The organism is Armatimonadota bacterium, assembly GCA_016125185.1.
Classification (GTDB): Bacteria; Armatimonadota; Fimbriimonadia; order Fimbriimonadales; family Fimbriimonadaceae; genus Fimbriimonas.
Window position 1 is genome coordinate 848,771 of sequence record WGMG01000006.1, and the last position, 24,477, is coordinate 873,247.

Below are 24,477 nucleotides of genomic sequence, written 5' to 3' on the forward strand. Positions count from 1 at the left end.
CGAGGACGGGGTTTTGGTTTTGGATACGGTGGTGGATGCAGGTCGGCTGAAGGAGATTGAGATTCGGGTGGTTTGAGGCTTGTCCTCGCTTCGATCTGGTAGTCCCGGCGGACGAGCTTACTCTGGCTCTTTTTGAATCTGCTTCGATTGGACCCCCATCCCAACCCTTCCCCCTTTTCGGGAAAAAGGGGAAGGGCTCAGGGCTTCGCCTGGGTCGTCCCTAAGACCGGGACCTGTCGGTTTTTTGGCAAGGATTTACCAGGGCGGGAGTGGGGGAAGGCGGAAGGGTTCGCGGCTCAACGTAAGCACGTAAAACTCGATCGGTAAGTGCCGACATGAGTCGGCGAGGGTGTCGCCAAGAATTGGATCCCAAACAAGGACTTGGTCAGGAGTTTCTTTCGATAGCTCGGCGAGGAACGTCGGTGCGTCGGGTAGCGCTTTGGGTTTGATGCCTCGAATCTCGAACCAAAGGTTGACCAAACGGGTTTGGAGGTCGTCGGGGCCGATGATGACAACCTTTTGACGATCCACCGTCTGAGTTTAGCAAAGTCGCTCTACGTGACTGGTTTCCTTGGACCCCCATCCCAACCCTTCCCCCTTTTCAAGAAAAAGGGGAAGGGCTCTTTGCCTATCTGCATCTTCGAAGTATTGCTTACGGAGATTAGGCACAAATGGAATGAGGCCGTCATGCAAGAGCATGACGGCCTCATTCCAAGTGAATTGGCTTTGGTTAGCTTACTTGGCAGTGCGTCGTCGTCGAACAAGTGCCAGAGCGCCGAGGCCGAGGACGGCCATGGAAGCCGGCTCAGGAACGGTCGTCGATGTACCCATGACTCGAACAGCCACGTCGGTGCTGTTGAAGTTGTTCCAGCTAGCGCCACCGTCGGTGCTGAACTGCTGGTCGCCAGTGTTGTTGGCGTTGTTCCAGCCCCAACCACCATTCAGGTTCGCATCCGTCGTGGTAGCCGTGACGTAGTACGTGCCGGTCGTCAGCAACGGATTCAGGGACGAGTTGAGCAGGTAGCTGTTCACGACGCCATTGGCGGTCGTCACGTTGACCGCAAACGATTCGAGAACGGTGCCAGGAACGCCAGCGTTGTCGGCGCAGATGCTAACATCGTAGACGCCCGTATTGTCGTTGAAGTTGCCGAGCGGGAGCTCAATGCTGTCCAACGTGTAGGAACCGGTGACCGAGAACGGTCGGGACATGAATTGCCAGGTCGCAACGATCCAACCATTAGCTTGGAAACCAGGTGCATCGCCCGCATACGTGTCAAGAAGCACGTCTGCATTTGCCGAAACGGCGCCGCCCACGACGAGAAGAGCGATGAGCGCTCTACTTACAGTATTTTTCATATTAGTACCCTCCAAGTCCATCCCCATTCGGTGAGGACCAAGAAACAAACGGTAACGTGTACCGGCGGCAAAGAGTTTGCCCTTCCTGCCGCAATGATAGGTATAGCATGTCTTTGCGAAAAGTAGAAGAGTATAAGAATCGAATTAGCAAAATTACTAGCCGCACTAGTTTCGACCCCGTTTTGGAGTTCGGGAGACCCGTTTGTTTAGGAAATCGTTCTCACGAAAAATATCATGCCAAAGGTGATATCTTTGCGTTGAATAAGTACCTGAAAGTAAGCGAAGTAGGTAGGCGAAACGGATGGGCATTCTCGACTTTGGTACTTAGCCGGATTTCAGGCTCCTAGGCCCTCGGTCCCGGCGCCGGGCGGGTAAACTGGCTTTTTAATGAGTGAAACGGTTCTCGTTCTCGGCTCGGGACCGATTCGCATCGGCCAAGGCATCGAATTCGACTATTCCTGCGTTCATTGTGTTTGGTCTTTGCGAGACATGGGCTATCGAGCCATTCTCGTCAATAACAACCCCGAAACCGTTTCGACCGACTTCGATACGTCCAACGGACTGTACTTCGAGCCGGTGACCTTGGAGGACGTCATGGACGTCATCAGCCACGAAGAGCCCATGGGCGTGGTGTGCCAGTTCGGTGGCCAAACGGCGATCAACCTGGCGATGGGGCTACAGGAGCGAGGGATTCAGGTTCTGGGCACGACACCCGAGGCGATCGCCGAGGCCGAGGACCGCGAGCAATTCGACGCTTTGTTGGAGAAGCTGGGGTTTCAGCGGCCGAAGGGAAGAGCCGTTCGCTCTCTGGAGGACGCGGTGAAGGTTGCCGAAGAGGTCGGTTATCCGGTTCTCGTTCGCCCAAGTTTCGTTCTCGGAGGCCGGGCGATGGAGATCGTTTTCAACGAAGAGCATCTGCGGGCGTTCTACGGAGAGGCAGAATCCGCCAACCCCGGGCAGCCGGTGCTGGTCGACAAATATCTGCTGGGCAAGGAAGCGGAAGTCGACCTGATTTCGGACGGCGAAAACGTTTTGATACCTGGGATCATGGAGCATATCGAGCGGGCCGGCGTGCATAGCGGCGACTCGATGGCGATCTATCCTCCGGTAGCGCTGACGAGCGACGAAATTACATCGATGTGCCGAATGGGCATCGAGATTGGCCGGGCTTTGAAGGCTAAGGGGCTGGTCAATATTCAGTTTGTGATTGTGGATGGGGTGGCGTACATCCTTGAGGTGAACCCGCGGGCGAGTCGCACGGTACCGTTCTTGAGCAAGGTGACGGGCATTCCGATGGTCGATCTGGCGACGCGGTGCATGATGGGTGAGAAGCTCGCTGAGCTAGGCTACGAGACCGGGCTTTGGACTTTGGAGACGACGGCCGGGACAGAGTACTCGGGTCCGAAAGGCACGAAGTACGCGCCGATCTATAAAGGGCGGATTTTGGACGTTTCGAACCAGGATGCGCCGGTAGGGAAGTCGCAGGTTTATGCGGTGAAGGCTCCGGTGTTCTCGTTCCTCAAACTGCGGTTGGTCGAGCCTTCGCTTGGGCCGGAGATGAAGTCGACGGGCGAAATTATGGGGGTCGATTCGACCTACGAGGCGGCTTTATATAAGGCGTTTTTGGCGGCGGGAATTGGTTTTAAGGGAGATGGCGCGGTGTGCATCACGGTTCGCGACCAGGACAAGGAGCAGGCGGTGGACATCGGTCGGCGGCTGAATGCGAACGGACTGAAGCTGGTGGCGACGCCGGGAACGGCGGCACACCTGCAGGCGCAGGGCATTGCTTGCGAGAAGGTGAACAAGATTCAAGCGGGTTCGCCGAACTTGCTAGACCTGATCATGGAAGGCGGGTTAAGTATGATGATCAATACGGCCAGCCTGACGGAAACGAGCGAGAGCGAAGCGGCGCGGATTCGGCGTGCGTGTATCGAGACGGGTGTCCCTTGTGTGACGGCGATCGACACGGCGAGCGCGTTGGTTCGGGCTTTGGAGATTTATTCGGATCCGTCGCAGAGCGAGTGCAAGCGGCTAGACGAGTACTTCCAGTTGGCGTAGGTTTTCGGAAGCGCTTGTTCTTTTCTTGTGCGATGAAGCCTCCTCCCCACCGCTTCGCCTAGGGCCCGCTTAGCGACTCCCCCCGGGAAGTAGCGTGGTTGGTAGGCTCCGTTGGAACTTCGTCACGCTGATTTCCCGAAGTGGTTTCAAGATTCGGCACGAAATAGGGCGCCCACCCTCTATGCTTGCCCCTTCGAGGAGATTGGTCGAATCTTCTCAGGCTTGGCGACCGTAACCGAACTCATATGGCGGGTGGACGTCGTAGGAGCAAGGTGAAGCGGACTCTGCGAGTCTACGGATTTCCGCTTGAGTTCTGTGCTTTGGGACTCATCACCGGTTCCCTTGGAGCGTTTTTGGTTGCAGTAATCATCGCCCTCTTTGTCGCCATGTTAGTCAAGGCTGGCTGGTACCGAGATGAATTAGAACCAGAGAGTTCCTGAACCTCTTGGTCTATGCGCAATAATATTCCGATGGCTCTTTCCGCTGGAACCAAGGCTCCTCTTTTCACCCTTCGACAGAAGACCGCTGATGGCATGAGGGATGTGAGTTTGGCCGACCATGCGGGCCAAGATGTTGTCGTTCTCCTTTTCGTGCCGGGGGCGTTTACGCATGTTTGCACGGGCCAATTTTGCGACCTCAGCAAGGGTGTGACGGCAATTCCGGGGGCGGTGACCTATGGCGTGTCGGTCGACTCTGCCTATTGCCAAGAAGCCTGGGGCAAGATGGATGGCATTACGCTTCCGATGATCAGCGACTTTACGCACCAAGTAACGAAGGACTACGATGTGGTTTTGGAGTCGTTGAGTGGCATGGGACCAGCCTCTAAGCGGGCGGCGTTTGTCATCGACCGTGATGGCATGATCGTCTATTCTGAGGAGACCCCTACCACGCTGGACATGGTCAACTATGAAGCCATCAACGCGGCGGTATCGGCCGCGAAATAAAATTAATTCGTAAGATTGGCACCAAAATTGACTTGGTCATGACTACCTCGGCTTAGACTGTAATGGTGAGCGAGCGATGGATATGAGAAATCGACCTCTTTTTTGGATTTTAGCTTTGGGGATTTCGGTGGCGGCAAACGCCCAGACGAAATTCAATTTTCAGACGATCGACGTCCTGCAGGACGCGAGGGTCGTGGCAGTCAACAATAAGGGCGCGATTCTCTGTCACTTTGTTGACCCGAGATATCAGATTTGGACTCCGCAAGGCGGACTATCCCACGTCACTTATAAGCCGTTCGACAATTACCGACCAGCAATCAGTGATTCGGGCAAGCTGTATGGCGAGTCGCGGGGAAGCATCATCCAGTTCGATATGGCGAGGGGGCAGAGCGTGCTCTTCTCACGAAGCGCCTATACCTATGCGATCGTGGATGCGAGCGAAGACAACCTTCTGATTAGCGCGAAACGTGGTTCGCAGACTCGATACTATACGGTCAAGTCGGGTGTGAAAGCGGGCCCACTTTCGATGCCTAGCGGATTTGTACCGGTAAGCATCGGCGGTGACGGAGTCATTCGAGGAACCGAAACTGCGGACGGTGGTACCTTCGCCTCTCAGGTCCGTAGAATTGTTCGCCTCAACAGCAACGGAACGACATCTCAAGACCCTTTGGCCGTTGACCAAGTCAGTTCATACGATGGATACAATTCCTCTTGGAACACGCAGACGATCCAATCCATGAGTGACGGCACGGTTGTTGTTCGACAGAGTTCCAATACTAGCGGCTACCACTCATCTGGAGGAACCGTGTGGGTCGATACCTATTTTCCTTCCGGCAAACACCTTCAAACCATTGCTGGCTATAGTCAGTCATTTGAGGGATCCGGCTACTATGGGTCGCTGTTTGGGTTGGCGTTGTCCGATGAACGCATCCTCATCCGTCCGATGACCAGTCCATTCGACTTTGTTCTCACCGATTGGGTGCTGCCAAATTACGTGGCAGATAGTCAAAGCTCGCTTCCCATCAGCGATCCAAGCATTCTTGAAAGCGGATCCGTGATTCCAGACCGCCTTGCGGCTGGTTCTCATGGTGGAGTGTTGGTTGGCGTGAACTACGGTAGTCATTGGACGATTTCGGTTTCAATACCGCCCAGTACGCCCGCGTCACGGCTTCTTAAGATTCTGCCTTAATCGCACGGTTTCATGACTTTCTGGTTCCGGCTTGGTTAAACTCAAGCCGGAATGAAGATTGGTTTGTTCATCGCTCTCTTTGGAGACAAGTCGCTCGATGATGCGCTCGACACCTGTGTTGCGGAGGGCATTCAAGCCGTTGAGATTGGCTGTGGCGCGTACCCGGGGGCGGCTCACCTCGACGTCGACGCTCTGCTGGAATCTAAGTCCAAGCGCGACGAACTAATGAAGAAGATCGAGAGCCGAGGGCTGATGCTTTCGGCGCTTTCGTGCCACGGCAATCCGATCCACCCGGTCAAGTCGATCGCCGAAGACCATCACAAGGCGTTTGTGAACGGCGTGAAGCTGGCGTCGGCGCTAGGTATTCCGGTCGTGAACGGCTTTAGCGGGTGTCCGGGCGATGGCCCCGAGGCGAAGAATCCGAACTGGGTGACCTGCGCGTGGCCGGACGAGTTCCGCGATATTTTAGAGTGGCAATGGAATTCAGTCGTGATTCCTTATTGGAAGGAGCAGGCGTCGTTCCTGAAGGCGCACAACGTGAAGTTTGCGATCGAGATGCACCCCGGTTTTGTGTGCTATTCGAACGATACGCTTTTGAAGCTGCGCGACGGTATTGGCGCGGACGGCGATGCGGTAGGTGCGAACTTTGACCCATCGCACCTTTGGTGGCAGGGTATCGACCCGATTGCGGCGGTTCGCCAGTTAGGTCAGGAAGGCGCTTTGTACCATGTGCATGCGAAGGACACGAAGATCAATCCGTATACGTCGTCGTTGAACGGCAATCTGGATGCGAAGTCGTACGGCAACATCGCGGGTCGGTCATGGGTGTTCCGCTCGGTTGGATACGGGCATGGTGTGGAGTGGTGGAAGGACTTCTGTTCAACCCTGCGCACGGTTGGCTACGACTATGTGCTGAGCATCGAGCATGAGGATGGCCTGATGAGCCCGATGGAAGGTCTGCGCAAGGCGCTGGACGTTCTGAAGCAGAGCGTGATCCAGGAGAGCGCGGGCGAGATGTTCTGGGCGCGCGACTAGGTTAGCTTTTAGTTGAGAGTTGGCCCCGATACATCGGGGTCTCCGCTTCGTTGCAGCAGTTGGCGGGAGTTTTTCACCGATCCCAGCAAAAGTGAGGGAGAATAAGTTGGGGTGGAACTCTTGGACGCTGGCGCGCCGGAGGACGGCGGATGATTTTGGCCCTCGTTGCCTTGCGGGTGGTGACGGCCTACGAATTCTTTTCGGCGCCGAACGTGACGTACGATAAGGAGCAGTCGAGAATCCTCACTGAGAGGAACTTCCGTCAGGTCGATTTTTACACGGTCAACTGGCCCTACAAGCGCGTCTTGGTGGGTGCTGAACAGGAGTTGAGCGACGACCAATGGACGAAAGTCGATCACTCGGTTGCGGGTGTCGATTCACTCTTCTTCGACAAAGGAGATTGGGAAATCTCGTACTACAAGCCGGAGAACGCGCCGTTGGCGAAGCTGAGCGTCTATCCGAGTACGCCTTGGGGGCGGGCGATGGCGGATGCGAGGCTGGAGTTTGTTTCGTGGCTGGAGGATCATGCTAGGGAGAACGGATTTCGGGTTCTCGGTCTCGATAAGGACGATAACACGATCCTCTTTCCGTTCGGAGTGTCGGACACGCTGTTCTACATCGGCGGCGGTCACGTGGCGCCGTTTCGGCTGTACCGGTTCGACAAAGGGCATTCGGAGCCGACTTGGTCAGTCGATTTGGGACCTTACAAGGGCGGAAAGAAGTCGGAATTGGTGGGTACCTTGCGTCGGTACTTGGCAAATGCGAACGGGGCGCACAATACGGGGCGAAAAGAGATGATCGTCTCGCCGGTTTCGGCGACGGCGAAGCGGGATTTGGATTCATCGTTTCGGTTGGTGCACGTGTATCACCACCACATGGGAGACACGATTCAGGGTGGTTACATCGAGCCGAATGGACTGGCGCACTACATCAATTTCTGGGTTGTAGGGCGGGAATATCAGTCGCCTTGGGAAGAAGAGAAGAAGTACGGGGGGCAGTAGGGTTCACAATCTTCCCCCCTCCGCTTCGCCTAAGGTCTGCTCAGCGACTTCCCGTGGGGCGTAGCGTGGCTGTCCGGCTCGGTCGTCATGTTGGACTTAGCCTTTTTAGGCAGATGGGCCTTGGATTTGTAAAGAAGTGTCAGCGCGACTGAACGGCATTGGGCAGGTTCCGTTCTTCCACACAACATGATTCTTGTTTCCCTCATCGCAACTACTCTTCTTCGCGCCGATGCGTCCGGTTTGAACCTGGACAAAGCGGCGCAATACGCTCAAGAGCATACGAGCCAGGCCTTGGTGGTAGCCCAGAATGGCAAGATCGTGTACGAACAGTATTGGGGTCGTGGGGCGGCGGATTCGCCGCACATGTTGGCGAGCGGATCGAAGACGTTTGTTGGTTTGGGGGCAGTGGCAGCGGCGGAGGACGGTCTTTTGAAGATCGACGATCTGGCGTGCAAGTACCTGACGGAGTGGAAGAACGATCCGGTGAAGTCGACGATCACGGTTCGCGAGCTGTTGACGATGAGCAGTGGCATCGATGCCGGGAAGTTCTTGGAGAACGGCAAGGGGCAGCCAGGGTGGGATGAGCTTTTGAATAAGCGAATGGAGGCCAAACCGAACACGCTGTACCATTACGGGCCGGTGCACATGAACCTGGGGGCGTACGTGGTCGAGCGGGCCCTACATGGCGAGAGCTTTGAGAAGTACCTCGATCGGCGGATTTTGCGGCCGCTGGGAATCACGGTTCGGTGGGAGATGCGGTACCAGGACGGGCATCCTCAAGTGGCGGGCGGCGCGTTTATGACGGCTCGGGACTGGCTCCAGTTGGGCGAGATGCTTCGGCAGAAGGGCGTTTACAAGGGTAAGCGGATTCTGCAGGAGCGATCGGTGGATGCGTTGGTCCAGCCGAGCAAGACGAACGCGAACTATGGTCTCACGTGTTGGCTCGTGCCGGATGGAGAGGGCGTGATGAAGAATACGGACACGCGGGCGTTGCCGGATTGGATGCCGAAGGATTTCTTCATGGCGGCGGGAATGGGCAAGCAGCGGTTGTACATTATTCCGTCGCAGGGGATCGTGGCGGTTCGGTTTGGGGCGGGTTTGTCGCGGGATTATCGCGATGTGGGGGTGTTGGAGCCGTTGTTACGGCGGTAGGCGGATTTGTTGAGCGAGGCGCTCACCGCTCCCAGTGGAGTCATCAGCTAAACTTTTCCTAATGAGAGCTATTGTTCAGCGGGTCCTTTCGGCTTCGGTTGCAGTGGAGGGAGAAACGATTGGGCAGTGTGGGCGAGGGCTTCTCTTGCTTGTCGGGGTGCACAAGGGCGACACGGAGGCGGAGGCGAAGAAGCTGGCCGATAAAATTGCCGGTTTACGCATTTTCAACGATCCCGAAGGGAAGATGAATCTCAGCCTTCAGGACTTCGATCCGAACCTCGAAATTCTGGCGATCTCCAACTTTACGGTCTATGGCGATGTGCGAAAACAACGCCGTCCGAGCTTCATGGACTCTGCCTCATTTGAACTTGGAAACGAGCTTTTTCACCGCTTCGTGGATGAAATGAAGGCGTTAGGAATTAAAATTGAAACGGGAGAGTTCGGCGCCGACATGCAGGTATCCCTTGTCAACGATGGACCGGTCACGCTCGTCGTAGATATCGAAGCCCCGAAAAACTCATGAGTTGCGAGTAACGCGGAGGCGGATTGTTCGTCCTATTTTCAGAGTCGACTGAACGGGACAGAACGAGGATGGTACGTGGATTAACGATGAGTTTGAAAGCAACGGTTGCGGCCAGATTGGACTTGGATTCCGATGAGTCTCTGGTGCGCCGTGCTCGCGAAGGCGATTTTGCCGCCTTTGAGGTGCTTTTCGACCGGCATCGGCTATTGGTGTACCGGTTTGCCTACCAAATGGTTCAGCGTCGAGACGATGCTGAAGACATGGTTCAGGAGGCTTTCGTCCGCGCGTATCAGAACCTGCACCGATACCGCGACGAAGCGAAATTTACGACTTGGCTGTTGAGGATCGTTTCGAACCTCTGCACCGACCAGGCGAGGATGTCTCAGCGACGTTCGAACCTGGAACAAAAGGAAGCGGTTGGCGCGCTCGACTGGATGACCATCGGCAATTTTGAGAATCCTATCGATAATCTCGAAGAGGATCGCCGAAGATTAGCATTGAGGAAAGCCATCGCCGCGTTGCCGGAGCATCACCGGCAAATGATTGTAATGAGAGACATCGAAGAAAGGGAATATAGCGAAATCGCCGAAGTGCTCGGTTGCACGATCGGCGGCGCAAAACTCCGCGTTCTTCGAGCCCGGCGCGCTCTGCGCGACCGTATTGCTCCGCTGTTAGGAGATGAAGCGAATGTTTGACAAGAAGGAAGATAAGTTGTTCGATTACGCCTTTGGCGAATTGGATGCGCACGATGCGCAGTTGTTTGAAGCCGACCTCCTGAACGATAAGGGTTTGAAGTCGGAAGTCGATTTTCTCAAGACGATGAAAGAGGATCTGGCTTCGTTCCGCGACGTGCCCGAAATGCAGTTTTCCAAGGAGCGTTTGCGCTCGGCCATCCTCGAGCAGGGATTGAAGCCCAAGAAGCCGGTTTCGTGGTTGAACTGGGTGCTGGCTCCGTCAGCGCTCGCGGGCGTTTTTGCGCTTGGCTTTGTGCTGATGAACGGGGTGAACCACCCTGAACCGAAGTTTATTTCTGGTCCTGAAACGCTGGCGACGAAGATCGATCCGCAGTTCGACATCAAGAATCCGAACCAGGTGGATACGAGTCTGCCGAAGAAGGAAGTGAAAACGACTCCTTCGAACCCGGCTCCGACGGTGGCCATGAAGAAGGCTGATCGGTCGGCTTCGTTTGGCGAAACTCACCCGATTATTCGATCTCATCGCTCCGATAGCGAGGGACATGGCCGACGCACGTTTGGCGGTGGAGGCAGATCGGCTCCGGCACCTACGACGAACGACGGCGGAGGCGTGGTTGTGGCTTCGGTCAACAGCGACGTGAAGCATGATGCAGAGGCTTTCAAGGCGACGATCCAAGATGCCGCCCAGATCGACAAGAACATCATGGCGCTCACTTCTGGTGAGATGAATAACGACGCGGTCCGGGTTGCTTTTGGCGATTCGCGACCGATGTTGGACAGCGAAACGGGCACGAAGTTGATCGTGATCGATAAGGAACAGGACTCAGGTGTTGGCGCACCGGTGGCAACCGAGGTAAATAATACGGCAAATGTTGTTATTGGCGGCTAGTTTAGTATTGGCGGGCGCGCAGAGCGGCGTCAAGTCGCTTCCTCCTTCGGAGTCGGCGCTTTGGGCGCGACTGCGGCCCTCTCTAGCGGTGATCTCACAGAACGGTCAAGCGTTAGGACCAGCCGTCTTTATCTCTCAGGACGGGTATGCCGTGGCCAACTCGCTGGTGGTCCAGCGGGGGGCGGAGGACATTATCACCTCCAACGGCCTCACCTACAAGTTTAAGGTCGAAGCGAACGACGGAGCTTCTCAGCTCTGCCTCGTGAAGACGACAACCCTACCGGCGGGTATTACAACGGTGAGTCCGGCGGATGCTTCAGATGGAGTATCGGGGCCTATCATCGCGGTCATGCCGTCAGGCGTGCTTCGGGCAGAGTTGACGGGCGGCGAGAAGATCGGCGTCGACCAGCAGACGAAGCGAACGTTTCCGATTTCCGAAGTTCGGGTCGAGCAATCGGCCCTGCAAATGGGCGGCGCGTTGCTGTTCAGTCAGAACGGACACCTGATCGGCGCTCTGTTTGCAGCTTTGGCGCAAGGCAACGCTCAGAAAGACGGTCCGAGCGCGCAGGGGCAGGTTTACCAAAACAATTCGCGAGGTCAGCAATTTCCCGTTACCAATCAAGCGGCCAACCGTAACGTCTTGGGCCCCCAGAGCATGGTGGTGGCCTATACGCCAACCTGGGAAGTGACGAGCAAGGCGATTTCGGGCTTTTTGAGTCCGGAGAAGAAGCCGCACTACGGCGTGCTGGGCGTGTTCGTTGTAGACAGCAAAACGACGGGTGTGGAGATTACGTCCGTTCAGAAGGGAACTGGCGCGGATGCCGCGGGCCTACAAGTGGGCGACGTGATCATCGGAATCGACGGGACACCGATCCGCAACCAGATCGACTTTTCGCGAGCCATCTATCGGCTCCAGCCGGGAAGCGTGGTGATCGTTTCGATCCAGCGCCAGGGATTGACGCAAACCAAGACGGTTACAGTAGGAGCTCAGCTTGCTGAAGAGGTCTTACGTCAGCAATCCGCCATTGGATCGTCCGATTCCCCTGATATTCATTGATCTGAGGCTCGAACACGAGGTCGGTCTTGGCACCTTGCTGGAGACCGCTGAACGTGTCGTACATGCCAAAGGCAACGCCGCGATAGGTTCGTTTGGAATCGGTCAGCAAGGTGAGGTTGGCATGGCTGCCATCTCCCATCGCGCGAACTGAATTGAGCGTGACCCCAGAAGCGTAGAACACCGGCTTTGGGTTGGCCATGCCGAATGGCTGAAGCTTTTCCAACTCTTCGAGGATGCCGAAGTCGATTTCTTCGTTGTCCACATCAGCGGTGAGCTCGATGGCGGGCACGAAATCTTCCGGCTTGAGGAGTTGAGCTACGTACTGATTGAAGGCCTGGCTGATGACATCGACATTGTTAAGGTCGAAGGCGATCCCTGCGGCCATGGCGTGGCCTCCACCGGAGACGATCGCCGGGTAGTTTTGGATCATCGCCGCGAGGTTGAGACCGGGAATAGAGCGGCCGGAGGCTTTGCCTTTGCCTGATTCGGGTTCGATGCAACCGACGAAGGCGGGGCGATTGAACTTCTCTTTGAGTTTGCCGGCGACTATGCCTACGACGCCGGGGTGCCAATCCTCCTTGAAGATGAGCAGGGCGTTGGGAAGGGAAGGCAGGGATTCGACGAGGGCGACGGCCTCTTCGATCATCTGGTCCTGGACCATTCGGCGATCGGTGTTGTGGCGGTCGAGTTCGAGGGCCAGATCGCGGGCGACTTTGTCGTCTTCGGCGAGGAGAAGCTGGAGGGCGAGGGCGGCGTCGTCGATTCGACCGGCGGCATTGAGGCGCGGGCCGAGCTTGAAGCCAACATCGTAGGATGCCACGCGCCCCTTGATCTCGGAAACCTCTTTGAGCGCCATGAGCCCTTTCTTTTTGGATTCGGATAGCCGTTCAAGGCCGAACTTGGCAATGATGCGGTTGTCGCCGATGAGAGGCATGACGTCGGCGATGGTGCCGAGGGCGGCGAGATCAAGATAGTTTCGGCGGTAGCTGTCCACCGACTTGGGGTCGAGTTCCCGCGCAATGCCCTCGCAGAGTCGGAAGACGACGCCGGCGCCGCTGAGGTCGCTGAAAGGATAGCGCGAATCGGATCGGTGGGGGTTGACGACGGCTTGAGCGTTGGGGAGGGTTTCTTTGAGTTCGTGGTGGTCGGTGACGACAACCCGCATGCCGTGGGCAAGGGCGGCTTCGACCTGGTCGTGGGCACCGATACCGCAGTCACACGTGAGGAAGACCTTCGCGCCGCGCTCTTTGGCTTCGTGGACCAGCGCCATGTTGATGCCGTAGCCTTCTTTGGTGCGGTGGGGGACGTGGGTGTGGGCATTGCAACCGATCTTCTTGAGGAATCGGTCGAATATGGCGGCGGAGGTGACCCCATCGACGTCGTAGTCGCCGTGGACGAAGATCAGATCGCCGGATTCCTTGGCGCGGAGGATTTCATCGACGGCCTTGCGGTAGTCGGGAAGGAGTTCGGGTTCGCCGAGGTCGTCGAGGGACGGATTCAGGAATCGCTCGGCCTGGGCGGGACTCGTGTAGCCACGCTGAACCAAGACTTTGGCGGTGAGGCGATGGATTCCGAGGTCCTTCACCAACTTTTCGACGGCAACCGGATCGATATCCGGGAGAACCCATCTTTTGCCAGTGGAGGAAGTCAACATTCAAATATGGAGTCTCCCTCGATGGCGAGGGAGACGAAACTAAAGTTTTTCGACTTGGTCGAAGTCGAGTTCGACGGGGGTGTCGCGTCCGAAGATGTTGATGAGAACCTTCAGCTTCTCCTTTTCGGTGCTGACTTCTTCGATCTTGCCGCTGAAATCGCTGAACGGTCCCGCTACGACGCGAATATTCTCGCCCTTGTTCCACGCAACCTTCGGCGCCTCTTGGCTGGCCTCAAGGTTGGACATGATGCGGGTGACTTCGTAGTTCTCCAGCGGGATCGGCTTGTTGCCGGACTGGACGAACCCAGTGACGCCGCTGGTAGATTTGACCAGCTTGAAAGCGTCGTCGGTGAGCATCATGTTGACGAGGATGTAGCCGGGGAAGACCTTTCGATCCTTTTCGACTCGCTTTCCGTTTCTCGTGTGAAGTTCCTTTTCCGTGGGGATCAGGATTTCGAAAATGTCATAGTCCCACAGCCCTTCGACCTGAGCTCGTCGCGTCAGAACGTCGCGAACCTTATTCTCATGTCCGGCAATGGTGTGAACTGCGTACCAAGATTTTGGCATGGTTATTTGCCCCCGGTTTTGATGATAAGGCCGATCAAGGTATCAAAGACGTAACCGAGTCCGGTCATCATCACGATAAGCAGAAGACAAACCACAACGACGACGCCAAACAGACGGTTGGTTTCCTGGTAGGTAGGCCACGTTACCTTCCGCATTTCGCGCTTGACACCCTCGAAAAAGGATTTCACGCCCCGCTTCGCCTTTGGAATGGGTAACGACCTAGAAGTTTGTTCCGACATATACAGTTTTGCCCGCTTCTTTTTAGGGGGAATTGATAGATTACCTTTAGTAGGACGCCAAAGGCTAGCGGGTTATCGCGTGGATTTTGAACTTCTTGATGCCGTCAGGAGCTTCGAAGCTGACGGTTTCGCCCGGTTGGCCGCCAAAGAGGGCAGTTCCCATGGGCGATTCGGAGCTGAGATAGTCCTTATCGGGGTCGGCTTCGATCGACGAAACGACCCGTACCTCGAAGGTGTCGCCATATTCGAGGTCTTCGATTTTGACGACGGATCCGATTCCGACGTGGTCGACGGGGATGTTATCCGGCACCAGTTCAGCCGCGTGGCTGAGAATGGACTTCAACTCCGCGATCCGATTTTCGACGAAAGCCTGCTCGGTCTTGACTTGGTCCAGCTCGGAGTTGTCCTCGCTGAACTCGCCGTGCTGCTGACTTTCTCGGATGCGCTCGGCAATTTCGGCTCGGGTCTCACCGGTCAAACGTGCTAGCTCCGTGCGCAAGGAGGCGTATCCTTCTGAGGTTAGAAAGATCGTTGAACCCTGGTCTAGAATTAGTTCCGCTTCACTCATATGTTTGTGTTCCGCACCCCGAGGGCGAGAGTATAGCCCAAATGCAGTTATGGTCTATACGAATTCTTTGTATCAGACGTTCAAAACTTGAGGAAAATTCCACCTTTTTCCCAAAGTAGTGTCATCATGACAGGAGTCTCTACGTAACTTCACGATGAAAAGACTCCAAATTATGAAGAAGATTGTGGCGGCCATGTTGGGTCTTTTTGCCTGCATCGCCTTTGGCCAACCGAAAGGACCCTCCAACTTCTTCAAAACCCTCAAAATCGAAGCGACCATCGTGGTGAAAAAGCACCCGATGGGATCCGACCTTGTCGAGCTGACGATCTTAGGGACGAAATTTCCAGCGGAAGGCGTGCAGGAGAAACTGGACGCACTGGCCAAGGAATTGGGAGACCAGCCGCGCGGGGTGCAGACCTCGATCGTGGACGGTCAATTCGTGAAGTCTTCGTTCGCGATCAACGGAATCATTCAGACGAACCCTTTGAGGTTCAACTTGGTGGCGTTGGCGCGGGCAATGGCGTTTGGGCAATATCCGATCAAATCCTTTAGCGTTCTCTTCGACGGTTGCAGCCCGGGCGGCAAGACGGTTGCGGCGTTCGACCCGGTCGATGGGTCGTGGAAATTCGAAGGGGTAGCGACGCGGAGTCCCCTAGCGATCGAGTACCGAGTGCAGGTCAATGCCGACAAGCCAGAGGCGATCACGCTACCGGATGAGAACACCCGGCCAAAGGCACCGGCCCCCGAACAGAAAAATCCTGCACAATTCTATATCTGGGCGGGGATTATTGTGGGTGCGTTGGCTATTGGGCTGTTGGTATACTCCGCGCTATTGCGACCACGCCCACGGGGCCGCTGATTTCGGGTAATTTTTTCGAGGAAAGGTTCACTAAATGTTTGACGCAAATTCTCTCACGCTAGTACAGCTCTGCGAAATGGGCTTCGAAAAGGGCTCATCGGACGTTATGGTTAAGGGCGAACGAAAACCAGCTATGAAGCTTCATAGCTCGGTCTACGAACTTCACCCTGATCTACCAGCTATCGACCCGGTTAATGCGAAGAGAATGATCTATGACGTGATGAACGAGCGTCAGAAGAAGATTTTCGAAGAATGCTTTGAAATGGACCTCGCGTTCGAAGTTCCGGGCAAGTGCCGCGTTCGCTGCAATATCTATATGGCGAAGGGTTGTCCGGCCGTCGTTATGCGAACGATTCCGTTTAAGATCCGAAGTCTCGAAGAATTGGGCATGCCGAGCGTTCTCGGCGAACTGACCCGCCACAAGATGGGCCTGATTCTCGTTACGGGTCCTACGGGTTCCGGTAAGACAACGACGCTGGCGGCGATGTTGGACATCGTCAACCGCGAGCGACCCTGCCACCTGGTCACCATCGAAGACCCGCTCGAGTACGTCCACTTCGACAAGCAGGCGTACGTCAGCCAGCGCGAAGTCGGCATCGATACCATGGACTTCCAGCCGGCGCTTCGTGCCGCTCTTCGTGAAGCTCCCGACGTCATCCTCGTTGGTGAAATGCGCGATACCACGACCATGGGCGCGGCCCTCCAGGCCGGTGAAACGGGCCACTTGGTTTTCTCCACGGTTCACACGTCCAGCGCCTATGAGACGATGGACCGAATCATCAACATGTTCCCGCCGCACGAAAAGCAGCACCTCTGCCAACGAATGGCGAACTCCCTCCGCGCAATCATTGCCCAGAAGCTGGTTCCGACGGCCGATGGAAACGGACGCGTTTGCGCGGCTGAAATTCTGATTTGTACTCCGACGGTTACGAAGGCTATTGAAGACGGCCACTTCAGCGACCTGTATCAGCACATGAACGAAGGCACCTATTGGGGCATGCAGACCATGAACCAAAGCCTTCTGAAGTATGTGCGTGCGGGCATCATTACTGAAGAAGTTGCTATCCATAATGCCGGTGTTGCTTCTGAATTGAAGCAAATGCTTCGAAGATAACTAGTAAGGTTGGGACATTGGTGTTATGCTAATTTCACCTGTCCCATGAGGAGGAATTTTGGCGTTACCCATCGATGATCTGTTGCGCGATCTGGTCGAGAAGGATGCTTCGGATCTGCATCTGAAGGCGGGGGCAGCCCCGTACATGCGGATACGAGGCAATCTCGTCCGTTTGGACGTGCCTCCGGTCAGCGCCGAAGAACATAATAACCGCCTCTACAGCATCCTTAATGAGGAACGACGGCACCGCCTTGAGACCATTAAGGAAGTTGATCTCAGCTACAACGTTCCGGGGCTGGCTCGGTTCCGCGTCAACATGTTTTGGCAGCGGGGCAACATCGGCGCGGTCTTCCGCGTGATCCCGTTCAACATTCGCACCATCGATGAGTTGGGTCTGCCGCAGATTTGTAAGCAGATCGCGCTCCTCCAACGCGGCTTGGTGTTGGTGACGGGCCCAACCGGCTCGGGTAAATCGACTTCTTTGGCGGCGATGATCAACCATGTGAACCACGCAAAGCGGTGCCACATCATGACCATCGAGGACCCAATCGAGTATGTCCACAAGGACAATATTTCGATCATCAACCAGCGAGAACTCTCAACCGACACCCATTCGTTCTCGCACGCGCTGAAGCACGTTTTGCGGCAGAATCCGGACATCATCCTCGTTGGTGAAATGCGCGATCTGGAGACGATTCAACTCGCAATTACGGCGGCGGAGACCGGTCACCTTGTGCTTTCAACACTCCACACGGTGGACGCGGCGCAGACCATCGACCGAATTGTGGATGTGTTTGAGCCGGACCAACAGTCCCAGGTACGCACTCAGCTTTCGGTTACACTTCAGGCGGTGATCTCGCAGACGCTGATACCGCATAAGAAGGGCGCGGGGCGGGTTGCCGCTTTCGAGGTGATGATCGCAACGCCATCGATCCGAAATATGATTCGGGACGGAAAGACACACCAGCTTCCGACCGATATTCAGACGGGCACACAATACGGGATGCAGTCCCTTGACGGGCACCTTCTCAAGCTTGTCGAACAAGGCGAAATCGAATATGAAGATGCGTTGGCGAAGTCTTCCAACGTCTTCGAATTCCAACATCGCGCCCAACAACACGGCTTGATCGGAGGTGGCTCGCTTGCAGTCCGTTGAGTTTTACTTACGGCGATGCGTCGAGATCGGCGGGTCCGACGTCCATTTCAAGACCGACTCCGGGCACGTTTACATTCGCGTGAACGGCGACTTGCAGTTGGTTGAAGCAGACCCTTTTCATAACCGCGAGTTTCGGAGCGAGCTTTTCAAGCTCCTGAAGCCGGAGCAGCGAGAGCTTTACGAAAACGATCTGGAGCTTGACTTTGCGATCGAGGTGGAAGGGGTTTCTCGCTTCCGCGGCAACGTGTACCAACAACGTGGTTATACGCAGGCGGCGTTCCGAGTGATTCCTTACGAAATCCAGACGATGGAGGACTTGCGACTGCCAGGGGCGGCGTACGACTTTATCGAACGGCCGCGAGGTCTGGTGTTGATGACGGGACCGGCGGGTTCGGGTAAATCGACTTCGTTGGCGGCGATGATCGACAAGATCAACCGTACTCACCAGCTTCACATCGTAACCGTCGAGGACCCGATCGAATTTGTCCACTCCGATATTCAGGCGCTCGTAAACCAGCGCGAACTGGGCAACGATACGAATTCGTTTGCGAATGCGCTGAAATACGTTCTGCGTCAGGACCCGGACGTGATCCTCGTTGGTGAGATGCGCGACCTTGAGACGATCCACCTGGCGATTACGGCGGCGGAAACCGGACACTTGGTGTTCGGCACCCTGCATACGGTCGATGCGGTTCAAACCGTCGATCGAATCGTCGATGTGTTCCCGACGCACCAGCAACAGCAGGTGCGAATGCAGCTTTCGGTCAACTTGGTCGGCGTGATTTCGCAGACGCTCTTGCGGCGGTCGGATGGCCGAGGCCGCGTGGCGGCGTTTGAGACGCTGGTGGCGACCGGTGCGGTGCGAAACCTTATCCGCGAAAACAAGACTTTCCAAATCAGCTCGCTGATCCAAACCGGTGGGCGAGCCAAAATGCAGTCGCTGGACCAGAACATGGCGAAGCTGGTCGAAATGGGCATCGTCACGTACGAAGAAGCGAAGTCCCGAGCGAAGGACCCAGCCGAGTTTGAGCGACTGGTGAACCTGGCGACCCCGGCAGGGCCGAGCACGACCCCAGCCAATAAAGATTCGCAACAAGTCAAGGCGCCGCCCGCGCCGCCCGGAGTCCGAGGCGCACAATTTCGGCCAGGTTATCAATCTAAATGATTGATCCAGCCCTCTTCCAAGAAAACGAACGTACCGCCCCATCCGCCGACGAAAGGATGTTTGCCGATGTTGGTGCGTTGGACTGCGAGTGCGGCCAACGCCTGGAGTCGGTGACCGTTGCCTACGAGACGTGGGGAAGCCTTAATGCCGACCGAAGCAATGCGGTGCTGATCTGCCACGCCTTGAGCGGGGACGCGCACGCGATCGGGTGGTGGGATCGGCTCATCGGGCCCGGGAAGGCGTTTGACACAGATCGGTATTTCGTCATAGGTACCAATGCGCTCGGCGGCTGCCAGGGCACGACCGGTCCGGCTTCATTGGCTCCCGACGGAAAGCCGTACGGCTCGCGATTTCCCATGATCACCATTGGCGACATGGTGGACGTGCAGGCGCGGCTCATGGACCAACTCGGCATTTCGCAACTGCTGTGTGTGGCGGGCGGGTCGATGGGTGGCATGCAGGCGCTGGAGTGGACGGTGCGCTATCCTGAGCGGGTTCGAAAGGCCTTTGTGACGGCGTCGTGTGCACGGCATTCGCCGATGCAGATCGCCATCAACGAGGTTGGGCGGCAGGCGATCCTGCGTGATCCTCACTATCGAGGCGGGGATTATTACGACGGAGAGCCTCCAGCGAATGGCCTGAGCGTGGCGCGGATGATCGGGCACATTTCGTTTTTAAGCAACGCGGCGTTCGAGTCCAAGTTTTCTCGGCGACTGCAGGACAAGGCGGCGTTCGACATGACGTTTGGTGTCGAGTTTCAGGTGGAGAGCTACCTCAGCTATCAGGGCGACAAGTTTACGAAGCGGTTCGACCCAAATTCACTCCTGCACCTGACGCGGGCGATCGATTATTACGACTGGACGGGTGTGGATCGGGCGAAGGCGGAGTTCCTGTTCGTTTCGTACACGTCGGACTGGTTGTATACACCGGAACAGTCGAGCGAACTGTATCGCATGACGAGGGGGGCGGGCAAGCGGGCTTCGTACTATGACATTGACCTTCCTTACGGGCATGATGCTTTCCTCTTGGACGGTGAGCTTCAAGCGGCGCACCTGCGGGAATTTCTGGCGAGCTAAGGGGTGTTTTCCATGCGATGCGGCTTGGGGGTGTAGTTCCGGCTTTCGAGAGCATCGATCACTCGGTCGACGATGGGGCTGATCCAATCGATGTGCGAGAGTGGGCGCAGGATGAGGATGACAAGGGAGACCAGCACAGTTGCGCCGAGAACGGTGCCAAGTCCGGTCCAGAGTCCGGCCGTCATGCGGCTTCGGAAAGAACTTTGATTTTTGAGGAAGGCGGCCAACAGTTGGTTTTGGCGTTCGATCCTTTCGCTCAGTGTGTCTAGCGATTTGATGAGGCTCTTTTCCTGTTCGTCGGTCACATTGGTGTTGACGGTCCCGAAGCCATATTCGGTTGCGCAAATCGTGATAGGATGCAGTTATGGCTGGAAAATCTATTGCTCCATATCTCGTCGTCGACGATGCCAATGCGGCCATTGCCTGGTACGAGAAAGCTCTCGGCGCGACGAAAATCGACGTATCGTATGTTCCCGACAGCGAGAAAGTTATGAACGCCCAACTCATGTTGGGTTCGACTTTGTTCATGCTCAATGATGAATTTCCTGACTACGGTTCGGTTGGGCCGAAGAAGATGGGTGGTTCTTGTGTGACCATGCACATCAATTCCGACGACGTGGACGTGGATTGGAATCGAATTGTCGATGCGGGCGGGGAAGTCGTGATGCCGCTGGACGACATGTTTTGGGGCATGCGCTACGGCATGTTCAAGGACCCGTTCGGACACAAATGGTCCATCGGCCAGCAAACATCGAATCCGACCAAAGAAGAGATGGTGGCAGCTATGAAGTCGATGTAGCGAGATCGATGAGGGCTTGTCCGGTGACACGTTGGACGGTCCATTCGTCCAACGGCACGGCTCCGATTTTTCGATAGAAGGCGATGGATGGTTCGTTCCAATCGAGGACGGACCATTCGAACCGGCCGCAGCCGCGGTCGAGAGCCAACTGGGCGAGGTGGCTCAGCATGACCTTTCCATAGCCGCGGTTGCGGTGCTCGGGCTTAATGTAAAGGTCCTCGAGGTATAGGCCGGGCTTGCCGAGGAAGGTCGAGAAGTTGTGGAAGAAGAGACAGAAGCCGACGGGGACGCCATCGGCGAACGCGAGAAGTGTTTCGGCGTAGGGGCGAGGACCGAAGAGCGCTTCGTCCAAAAGCTCCTCGGTGATGACGCACTCGTGGGCGAGCTTTTCGTATTCGGCCAGTTCGCGAATGAAGCCGGCGACGAGGTGAAGTTCGGCTTGGGTTGGTGAGCGAAGCTCAAGACTCATACTTTATTAGCCTCTCTTCCAAGCCAGCTTTGACGGCGGGCCACTCTTCTCGCAAGATGCCGTAATAGGCGGTGTCGCGCATCTCGCCGAATTGATTGAGACGGTGCTTGCGGAGGGTGCCTTCGTACACGGCGCCAAGCTTCTGTATCGCGGCTTTGGAGTGCTCGTTACGGTTGTCGCACTTGATCGTGACTTTGGCGCAACCCAACTGCTCGAAAGCGTAGCCCAGGAGCAAGAGTTTGCATTCGGGATTGACGAACGTGCCCCGCCATTCGGGGGCGTACCAGGTCATTCCGATTTCGACATGGTCGTCTTCGGGACGAATGTCGAGGTAGCAGGAGGAGCCGACGACTTGGCCGGTTTCGAGGAGTTCGCAAGCGAAGCCCAGCGTAATGGGCGAATTGAGCATGAACCCGACGAAGGGTTCGAACCCGGCTTCCGACTGTTCGGTCGGGATGGAAGTCACGTAGTAGCGAAACGTCTCGATCGGAGTGATCGACGCGAAGGTAGCGGCGTCCGACGCAACGACGGGTCGGAGCCGAACGTGCTTACCGATGAGCGTGGGCGGATTCGACTTGGGGTGCGCGATCATTTCAGGTCGTAGATCGCCGAGAATTTCTCGGTTGCATAGTTGAGCCACGGCTGGGCGTTCATCGGCTCGCCGACAACGTGTTCGATGAGTTCCTTCGGACGCATCATGCGCCCATAGCCGTAGACTCGTTCCACGAGCCAATCGAGAATGGCGCGGTACGAGCCGGATTGAATCTGCTGGTCAACATCGGGAATGTCTTCGCGCAGGCGGTTCCAGATTTGCACGCCAATCAGGTTGCCATAGCTGTAGGTTGGGAAGTAGCCAACCGAGCCGCGGCTCCAGTGGACGTCTTGCAGACACCCTTCGGCGTCGGTGGCGGGGCGAACGCCGATGTACTCTTCGTACTTGGAGTTCCAGGCCTCGGGGAGGTCTTTGACGTCCAACTGCTTGGTGACGAGGGCGACCTCCAACTCGAACCGGATGAGGATATGAAGGTTATAGTGCAGTTCGTCGGAGCCAACGCGGATGAGGCCGGGTTCGACCTTGTTGTAGGCACGCCAGAACTGGTCGGTGTCGACCTCCTTGAAGAACGCAAACTGTTCTCGGAACCAAATCCAGAAGAAGTCCCAAAATTCGCGGCTGCGGCCGACGACGTTCTCCCACGTTCGGCTTTGGGATTCATGAACGGCAAGGCTGACGCCGCCGCGAAGGGACGTGAATTCCCAGTCTGGACGTTGGTTCTGTTCATATAGGCCGTGCCCCATCTCGTGCAGAGTGGACGAGACGACACCTCGGAAGTGCTCGCTGGGCCGGGTGGTCATACGCACGTCGCGCGACGAAAGGTTGGTGCAAAAGGCGTTGGCGGCGATGTCCAGGCGGCCGCAGTCGAGGCTGAAGCCGATCTGGTTGATGATCCGCTCCATCGCCATACGGAGCTTGGTCTGATCCCAATCGCGGATGAGGAAGCTATCGTCGATGGGGCGGCCCTCTTCGCGGATGCGTCGAACGAGGTCGATGGTGGGAGCTTTCAGCGCTCCTAGCGTCTTGACAGCTTCGGCGTGGGTAGAGCCTTCCTCATAGATGTCGATGAGGGCGTCGTAGATGTGATCCTTGTATCCGAGCAGCGTGGCGGTTTCGCGGGCAATATCGAACAGCTCCCGGTAGTGAGGGATCATGGAGGGGAAGTCGTTGGCTTCCCGGCTCTTGCGCCACTGCTGGTAGGCGGCGCTGCTGGCCATGGCTTTGCGCTGGACGAGGGAGGTCGGCAGCTTTTTGGCCTTGGCGATGTCGTTTCGGAGTACCCGCAATTGAACGGCTTCGAAGTCCGATGCCTCGGTGAGGGCCTTCTCGACGAGTTCGGACAGGCGGTCTGAGGTCAGAATCTGGTGTTCGAGCTTTGTGAGGCGAAGGAGATGGTTGCCGCGGGCTCGCTGGCCGCCCGTCGGCATCAACACTTGTTGGTCCCAGTTGAGGAGGCTTAATGCCGCGCGAATGGACCTCGTGTCCTGATAGAGGCTCGCCACCTCGTCGTAAGACCGCATCCGGCTAGTTTATCCGACTGAGCTTAGATGTTAAAGCCCAAGTTGTCGAGGATTGTGCGGGTTGTGATCTGTTCCGTCTGCTCTTCGACGATATCGCTCGACTTGAGGGCGTCCAGACTGCAGTTGGTGGTTCGCTCGCGAACTCGACAGTCTTCGCATTCGGTTCGGTGTCGCTCAAGGAATTCGGTTTCCTCAACGGTTAGGTCTCGGTCTCGCTTCTCGCGAACGAGGTTCCCAAATACGTAGCAACGAAGTCTTAACATTCTAAACCTACCTCCTGTATCCAGACCTTTCGGAAGCGCTCTCGCGCAAAGTGTAACCTTGATCGTACCGTACCTACAGGGATTTTGAGCATATCCGCTATCTCGTTATAGTCAAAATCATGTATTTCTCTCAGGAGAAGAATGGTCCGCATCTGGGGATTTAGCATCTCCAGCGCCTTTTCGACACAAATCTTCGAATCGACATCGACGGGCAATTGGGCCTCTTCGCGAATCTCTGACACTAGGCATGACCGTCTTTTTCGTAACCGATCGAGGCACTGGCGCGTCGCTATCCTGTAGAGGTAGTTCTTGAAGGAACAATCAGATCGAATGTGATGTATTCTCTGGTAAGCGCGCAAAAATGAATCTTGAACGACATCTTCGGCCTCATTGCTATCGCGGAGGATGGTTGTCGCAACCGAAATGATGCCTGCTCGGTGGATTTCAATCAACCTGGACAGCGCCTCGACGTCACCTTTTTGGACTCGCTCGACAAGAGCGCTTTCGGTGGCTCGTAAATCTAGGGCTGGATTGACTACCGACATTTATCTCCTTTATACGCCATTGCCTGGAAGA

Annotated in this window: 28 protein-coding genes; 16 read left to right on the forward strand and 12 right to left on the reverse strand. The window is 56.2% G+C overall.

What is annotated here, in order from left to right; translation table 11 throughout:
- Positions 1–255: 255 nt before the first annotated feature.
- Positions 256–531: a hypothetical protein gene (locus GC165_11865; protein ID MBI1333560.1), complete on the reverse strand. Its 276-nt coding sequence runs from the start codon at positions 529–531 to the stop codon at positions 256–258.
- A gap of 204 nt (positions 532–735) precedes the next feature.
- The gene (locus GC165_11870; protein MBI1333561.1) at positions 736–1,383 is read right to left on the reverse strand and encodes a PEP-CTERM sorting domain-containing protein; all 648 of its coding nucleotides are present in this window, start codon (positions 1,381–1,383) and stop codon (positions 736–738) included.
- Positions 1,384–1,743: 360 nt separating this feature from the next.
- On the opposite strand from GC165_11870, the gene carB reads away from it, so the two are divergent.
- From carB to GC165_11920, 10 genes are all read left to right on the forward strand, one after another.
- Positions 1,744–3,414: a carbamoyl-phosphate synthase large subunit gene (gene carB / locus GC165_11875; GenBank protein ID MBI1333562.1), complete on the forward strand. Its 1,671-nt coding sequence runs from the start codon at positions 1,744–1,746 to the stop codon at positions 3,412–3,414.
- A gap of 452 nt (positions 3,415–3,866) precedes the next feature.
- Positions 3,867–4,358, forward strand: a complete 492-nt coding sequence (locus GC165_11880; GenBank protein ID MBI1333563.1) for a redoxin domain-containing protein — start codon at positions 3,867–3,869, stop codon at positions 4,356–4,358.
- A gap of 82 nt (positions 4,359–4,440) precedes the next feature.
- Positions 4,441–5,547 carry a hypothetical protein gene (locus GC165_11885; GenBank protein MBI1333564.1) on the forward strand — a complete coding sequence of 369 codons (1,107 nt, stop codon included), beginning with the start codon at positions 4,441–4,443 and terminating at the stop codon, positions 5,545–5,547.
- A 51-nt stretch (positions 5,548–5,598) separates the two neighbouring features.
- A complete protein-coding gene (locus GC165_11890) occupies positions 5,599–6,582 on the forward strand; it encodes a TIM barrel protein (protein MBI1333565.1) in 984 nt (327 codons plus the stop codon).
- A 149-nt stretch (positions 6,583–6,731) separates the two neighbouring features.
- Complete coding sequence (locus tag GC165_11895; GenBank protein MBI1333566.1) at positions 6,732–7,583, forward strand: hypothetical protein; 852 nt, start codon at positions 6,732–6,734, stop codon at positions 7,581–7,583.
- 186 nt (positions 7,584–7,769) lie between these two features.
- The gene (locus GC165_11900) at positions 7,770–8,735 is read left to right on the forward strand and encodes a serine hydrolase (GenBank protein ID MBI1333567.1); all 966 of its coding nucleotides are present in this window, start codon (positions 7,770–7,772) and stop codon (positions 8,733–8,735) included.
- A gap of 61 nt (positions 8,736–8,796) precedes the next feature.
- Positions 8,797–9,258, forward strand: coding sequence for a D-tyrosyl-tRNA(Tyr) deacylase (locus GC165_11905; protein ID MBI1333568.1), 462 nt, complete (start codon positions 8,797–8,799; stop codon positions 9,256–9,258).
- Positions 9,259–9,326: 68 nt separating this feature from the next.
- Positions 9,327–9,953, forward strand: coding sequence for a sigma-70 family RNA polymerase sigma factor (locus tag GC165_11910; GenBank protein ID MBI1333569.1), 627 nt, complete (start codon positions 9,327–9,329; stop codon positions 9,951–9,953).
- Positions 9,937–10,842, forward strand: a complete 906-nt coding sequence (locus tag GC165_11915; protein MBI1333570.1) for a hypothetical protein — start codon at positions 9,937–9,939, stop codon at positions 10,840–10,842. Before GC165_11910 ends, GC165_11915 begins: the two co-directional genes overlap by 17 nt.
- On the forward strand, positions 10,823–11,899 hold the full coding sequence (locus tag GC165_11920; protein ID MBI1333571.1) for a PDZ domain-containing protein: 1,077 nt from the start codon (positions 10,823–10,825) through the stop codon (positions 11,897–11,899). The genes GC165_11915 and GC165_11920 overlap by 20 nt, the downstream gene beginning before the upstream one ends.
- Here GC165_11920 and recJ read toward each other — a convergent pair.
- The 4 genes from recJ to GC165_11940 form a co-directional block, all read right to left on the reverse strand.
- Positions 11,817–13,553: a single-stranded-DNA-specific exonuclease RecJ gene (recJ, locus tag GC165_11925; protein MBI1333572.1), complete on the reverse strand. Its 1,737-nt coding sequence runs from the start codon at positions 13,551–13,553 to the stop codon at positions 11,817–11,819. The two genes, GC165_11920 and recJ, sit on opposite strands and share 83 nt — an antisense overlap.
- Positions 13,554–13,592: 39 nt before the next feature.
- The gene (gene nusG, locus GC165_11930) at positions 13,593–14,120 is read right to left on the reverse strand and encodes a transcription termination/antitermination factor NusG (GenBank protein MBI1333573.1); all 528 of its coding nucleotides are present in this window, start codon (positions 14,118–14,120) and stop codon (positions 13,593–13,595) included.
- A 2-nt stretch (positions 14,121–14,122) separates the two neighbouring features.
- On the reverse strand, positions 14,123–14,359 hold the full coding sequence (gene secE, locus GC165_11935; GenBank protein MBI1333574.1) for a preprotein translocase subunit SecE: 237 nt from the start codon (positions 14,357–14,359) through the stop codon (positions 14,123–14,125).
- 64 nt (positions 14,360–14,423) lie between these two features.
- Complete coding sequence (locus GC165_11940; GenBank protein MBI1333575.1) at positions 14,424–14,927, reverse strand: transcription elongation factor GreA; 504 nt, start codon at positions 14,925–14,927, stop codon at positions 14,424–14,426.
- A 172-nt stretch (positions 14,928–15,099) separates the two neighbouring features.
- Between GC165_11940 and GC165_11945 the strand changes: the two genes are divergently transcribed.
- From GC165_11945 to GC165_11965, 5 genes are read left to right on the forward strand one after another with little or no spacing between them, the layout of a single operon-like run.
- On the forward strand, positions 15,100–15,786 hold the full coding sequence (locus GC165_11945; GenBank protein ID MBI1333576.1) for a hypothetical protein: 687 nt from the start codon (positions 15,100–15,102) through the stop codon (positions 15,784–15,786).
- A 34-nt stretch (positions 15,787–15,820) separates the two neighbouring features.
- The gene (locus GC165_11950; protein MBI1333577.1) at positions 15,821–16,900 is read left to right on the forward strand and encodes a PilT/PilU family type 4a pilus ATPase; all 1,080 of its coding nucleotides are present in this window, start codon (positions 15,821–15,823) and stop codon (positions 16,898–16,900) included.
- 58 nt (positions 16,901–16,958) lie between these two features.
- Complete coding sequence (locus GC165_11955) at positions 16,959–18,056, forward strand: PilT/PilU family type 4a pilus ATPase (GenBank protein MBI1333578.1); 1,098 nt, start codon at positions 16,959–16,961, stop codon at positions 18,054–18,056.
- Positions 18,034–19,221 carry a PilT/PilU family type 4a pilus ATPase gene (locus GC165_11960; protein ID MBI1333579.1) on the forward strand — a complete coding sequence of 396 codons (1,188 nt, stop codon included), beginning with the start codon at positions 18,034–18,036 and terminating at the stop codon, positions 19,219–19,221. The genes GC165_11955 and GC165_11960 overlap by 23 nt, the downstream gene beginning before the upstream one ends.
- Positions 19,218–20,297, forward strand: coding sequence for a homoserine O-acetyltransferase (locus tag GC165_11965; protein MBI1333580.1), 1,080 nt, complete (start codon positions 19,218–19,220; stop codon positions 20,295–20,297). The genes GC165_11960 and GC165_11965 overlap by 4 nt, the downstream gene beginning before the upstream one ends.
- Here GC165_11965 and GC165_11970 read toward each other — a convergent pair.
- Entirely contained in the window at positions 20,294–20,602 is a 309-nt protein-coding gene (locus tag GC165_11970) for a hypothetical protein (protein MBI1333581.1), read from the reverse strand. The two genes, GC165_11965 and GC165_11970, sit on opposite strands and share 4 nt — an antisense overlap.
- Before the next feature lie 59 nt (positions 20,603–20,661).
- Between GC165_11970 and GC165_11975 the strand changes: the two genes are divergently transcribed.
- Positions 20,662–21,096 (forward strand): VOC family protein, encoded by a 435-nt coding sequence (locus tag GC165_11975; protein ID MBI1333582.1) that lies wholly within the window; start codon positions 20,662–20,664, stop codon positions 21,094–21,096.
- Here the strand turns inward: GC165_11975 and GC165_11980 are convergent.
- Genes GC165_11980 through GC165_12000 form a run of 5 tightly spaced genes read right to left on the reverse strand, consistent with a single transcriptional unit; the run spans position 21,080 to position 24,446 of the window.
- Positions 21,080–21,565, reverse strand: coding sequence for a GNAT family N-acetyltransferase (locus tag GC165_11980; protein ID MBI1333583.1), 486 nt, complete (start codon positions 21,563–21,565; stop codon positions 21,080–21,082). The genes GC165_11975 and GC165_11980 overlap by 17 nt on opposite strands.
- Positions 21,555–22,157, reverse strand: coding sequence for a GNAT family N-acetyltransferase (locus tag GC165_11985; GenBank protein ID MBI1333584.1), 603 nt, complete (start codon positions 22,155–22,157; stop codon positions 21,555–21,557). The genes GC165_11980 and GC165_11985 overlap by 11 nt, the downstream gene beginning before the upstream one ends.
- The gene (locus GC165_11990; protein MBI1333585.1) at positions 22,154–23,638 is read right to left on the reverse strand and encodes a carboxypeptidase M32; all 1,485 of its coding nucleotides are present in this window, start codon (positions 23,636–23,638) and stop codon (positions 22,154–22,156) included. Before GC165_11990 ends, GC165_11985 begins: the two co-directional genes overlap by 4 nt.
- A gap of 23 nt (positions 23,639–23,661) precedes the next feature.
- Entirely contained in the window at positions 23,662–23,901 is a 240-nt protein-coding gene (locus GC165_11995; protein MBI1333586.1) for a hypothetical protein, read from the reverse strand.
- Positions 23,895–24,446 (reverse strand): sigma-70 family RNA polymerase sigma factor, encoded by a 552-nt coding sequence (locus GC165_12000; GenBank protein MBI1333587.1) that lies wholly within the window; start codon positions 24,444–24,446, stop codon positions 23,895–23,897. The genes GC165_11995 and GC165_12000 overlap by 7 nt, the downstream gene beginning before the upstream one ends.
- Positions 24,447–24,477 lie beyond the last annotated feature (31 nt).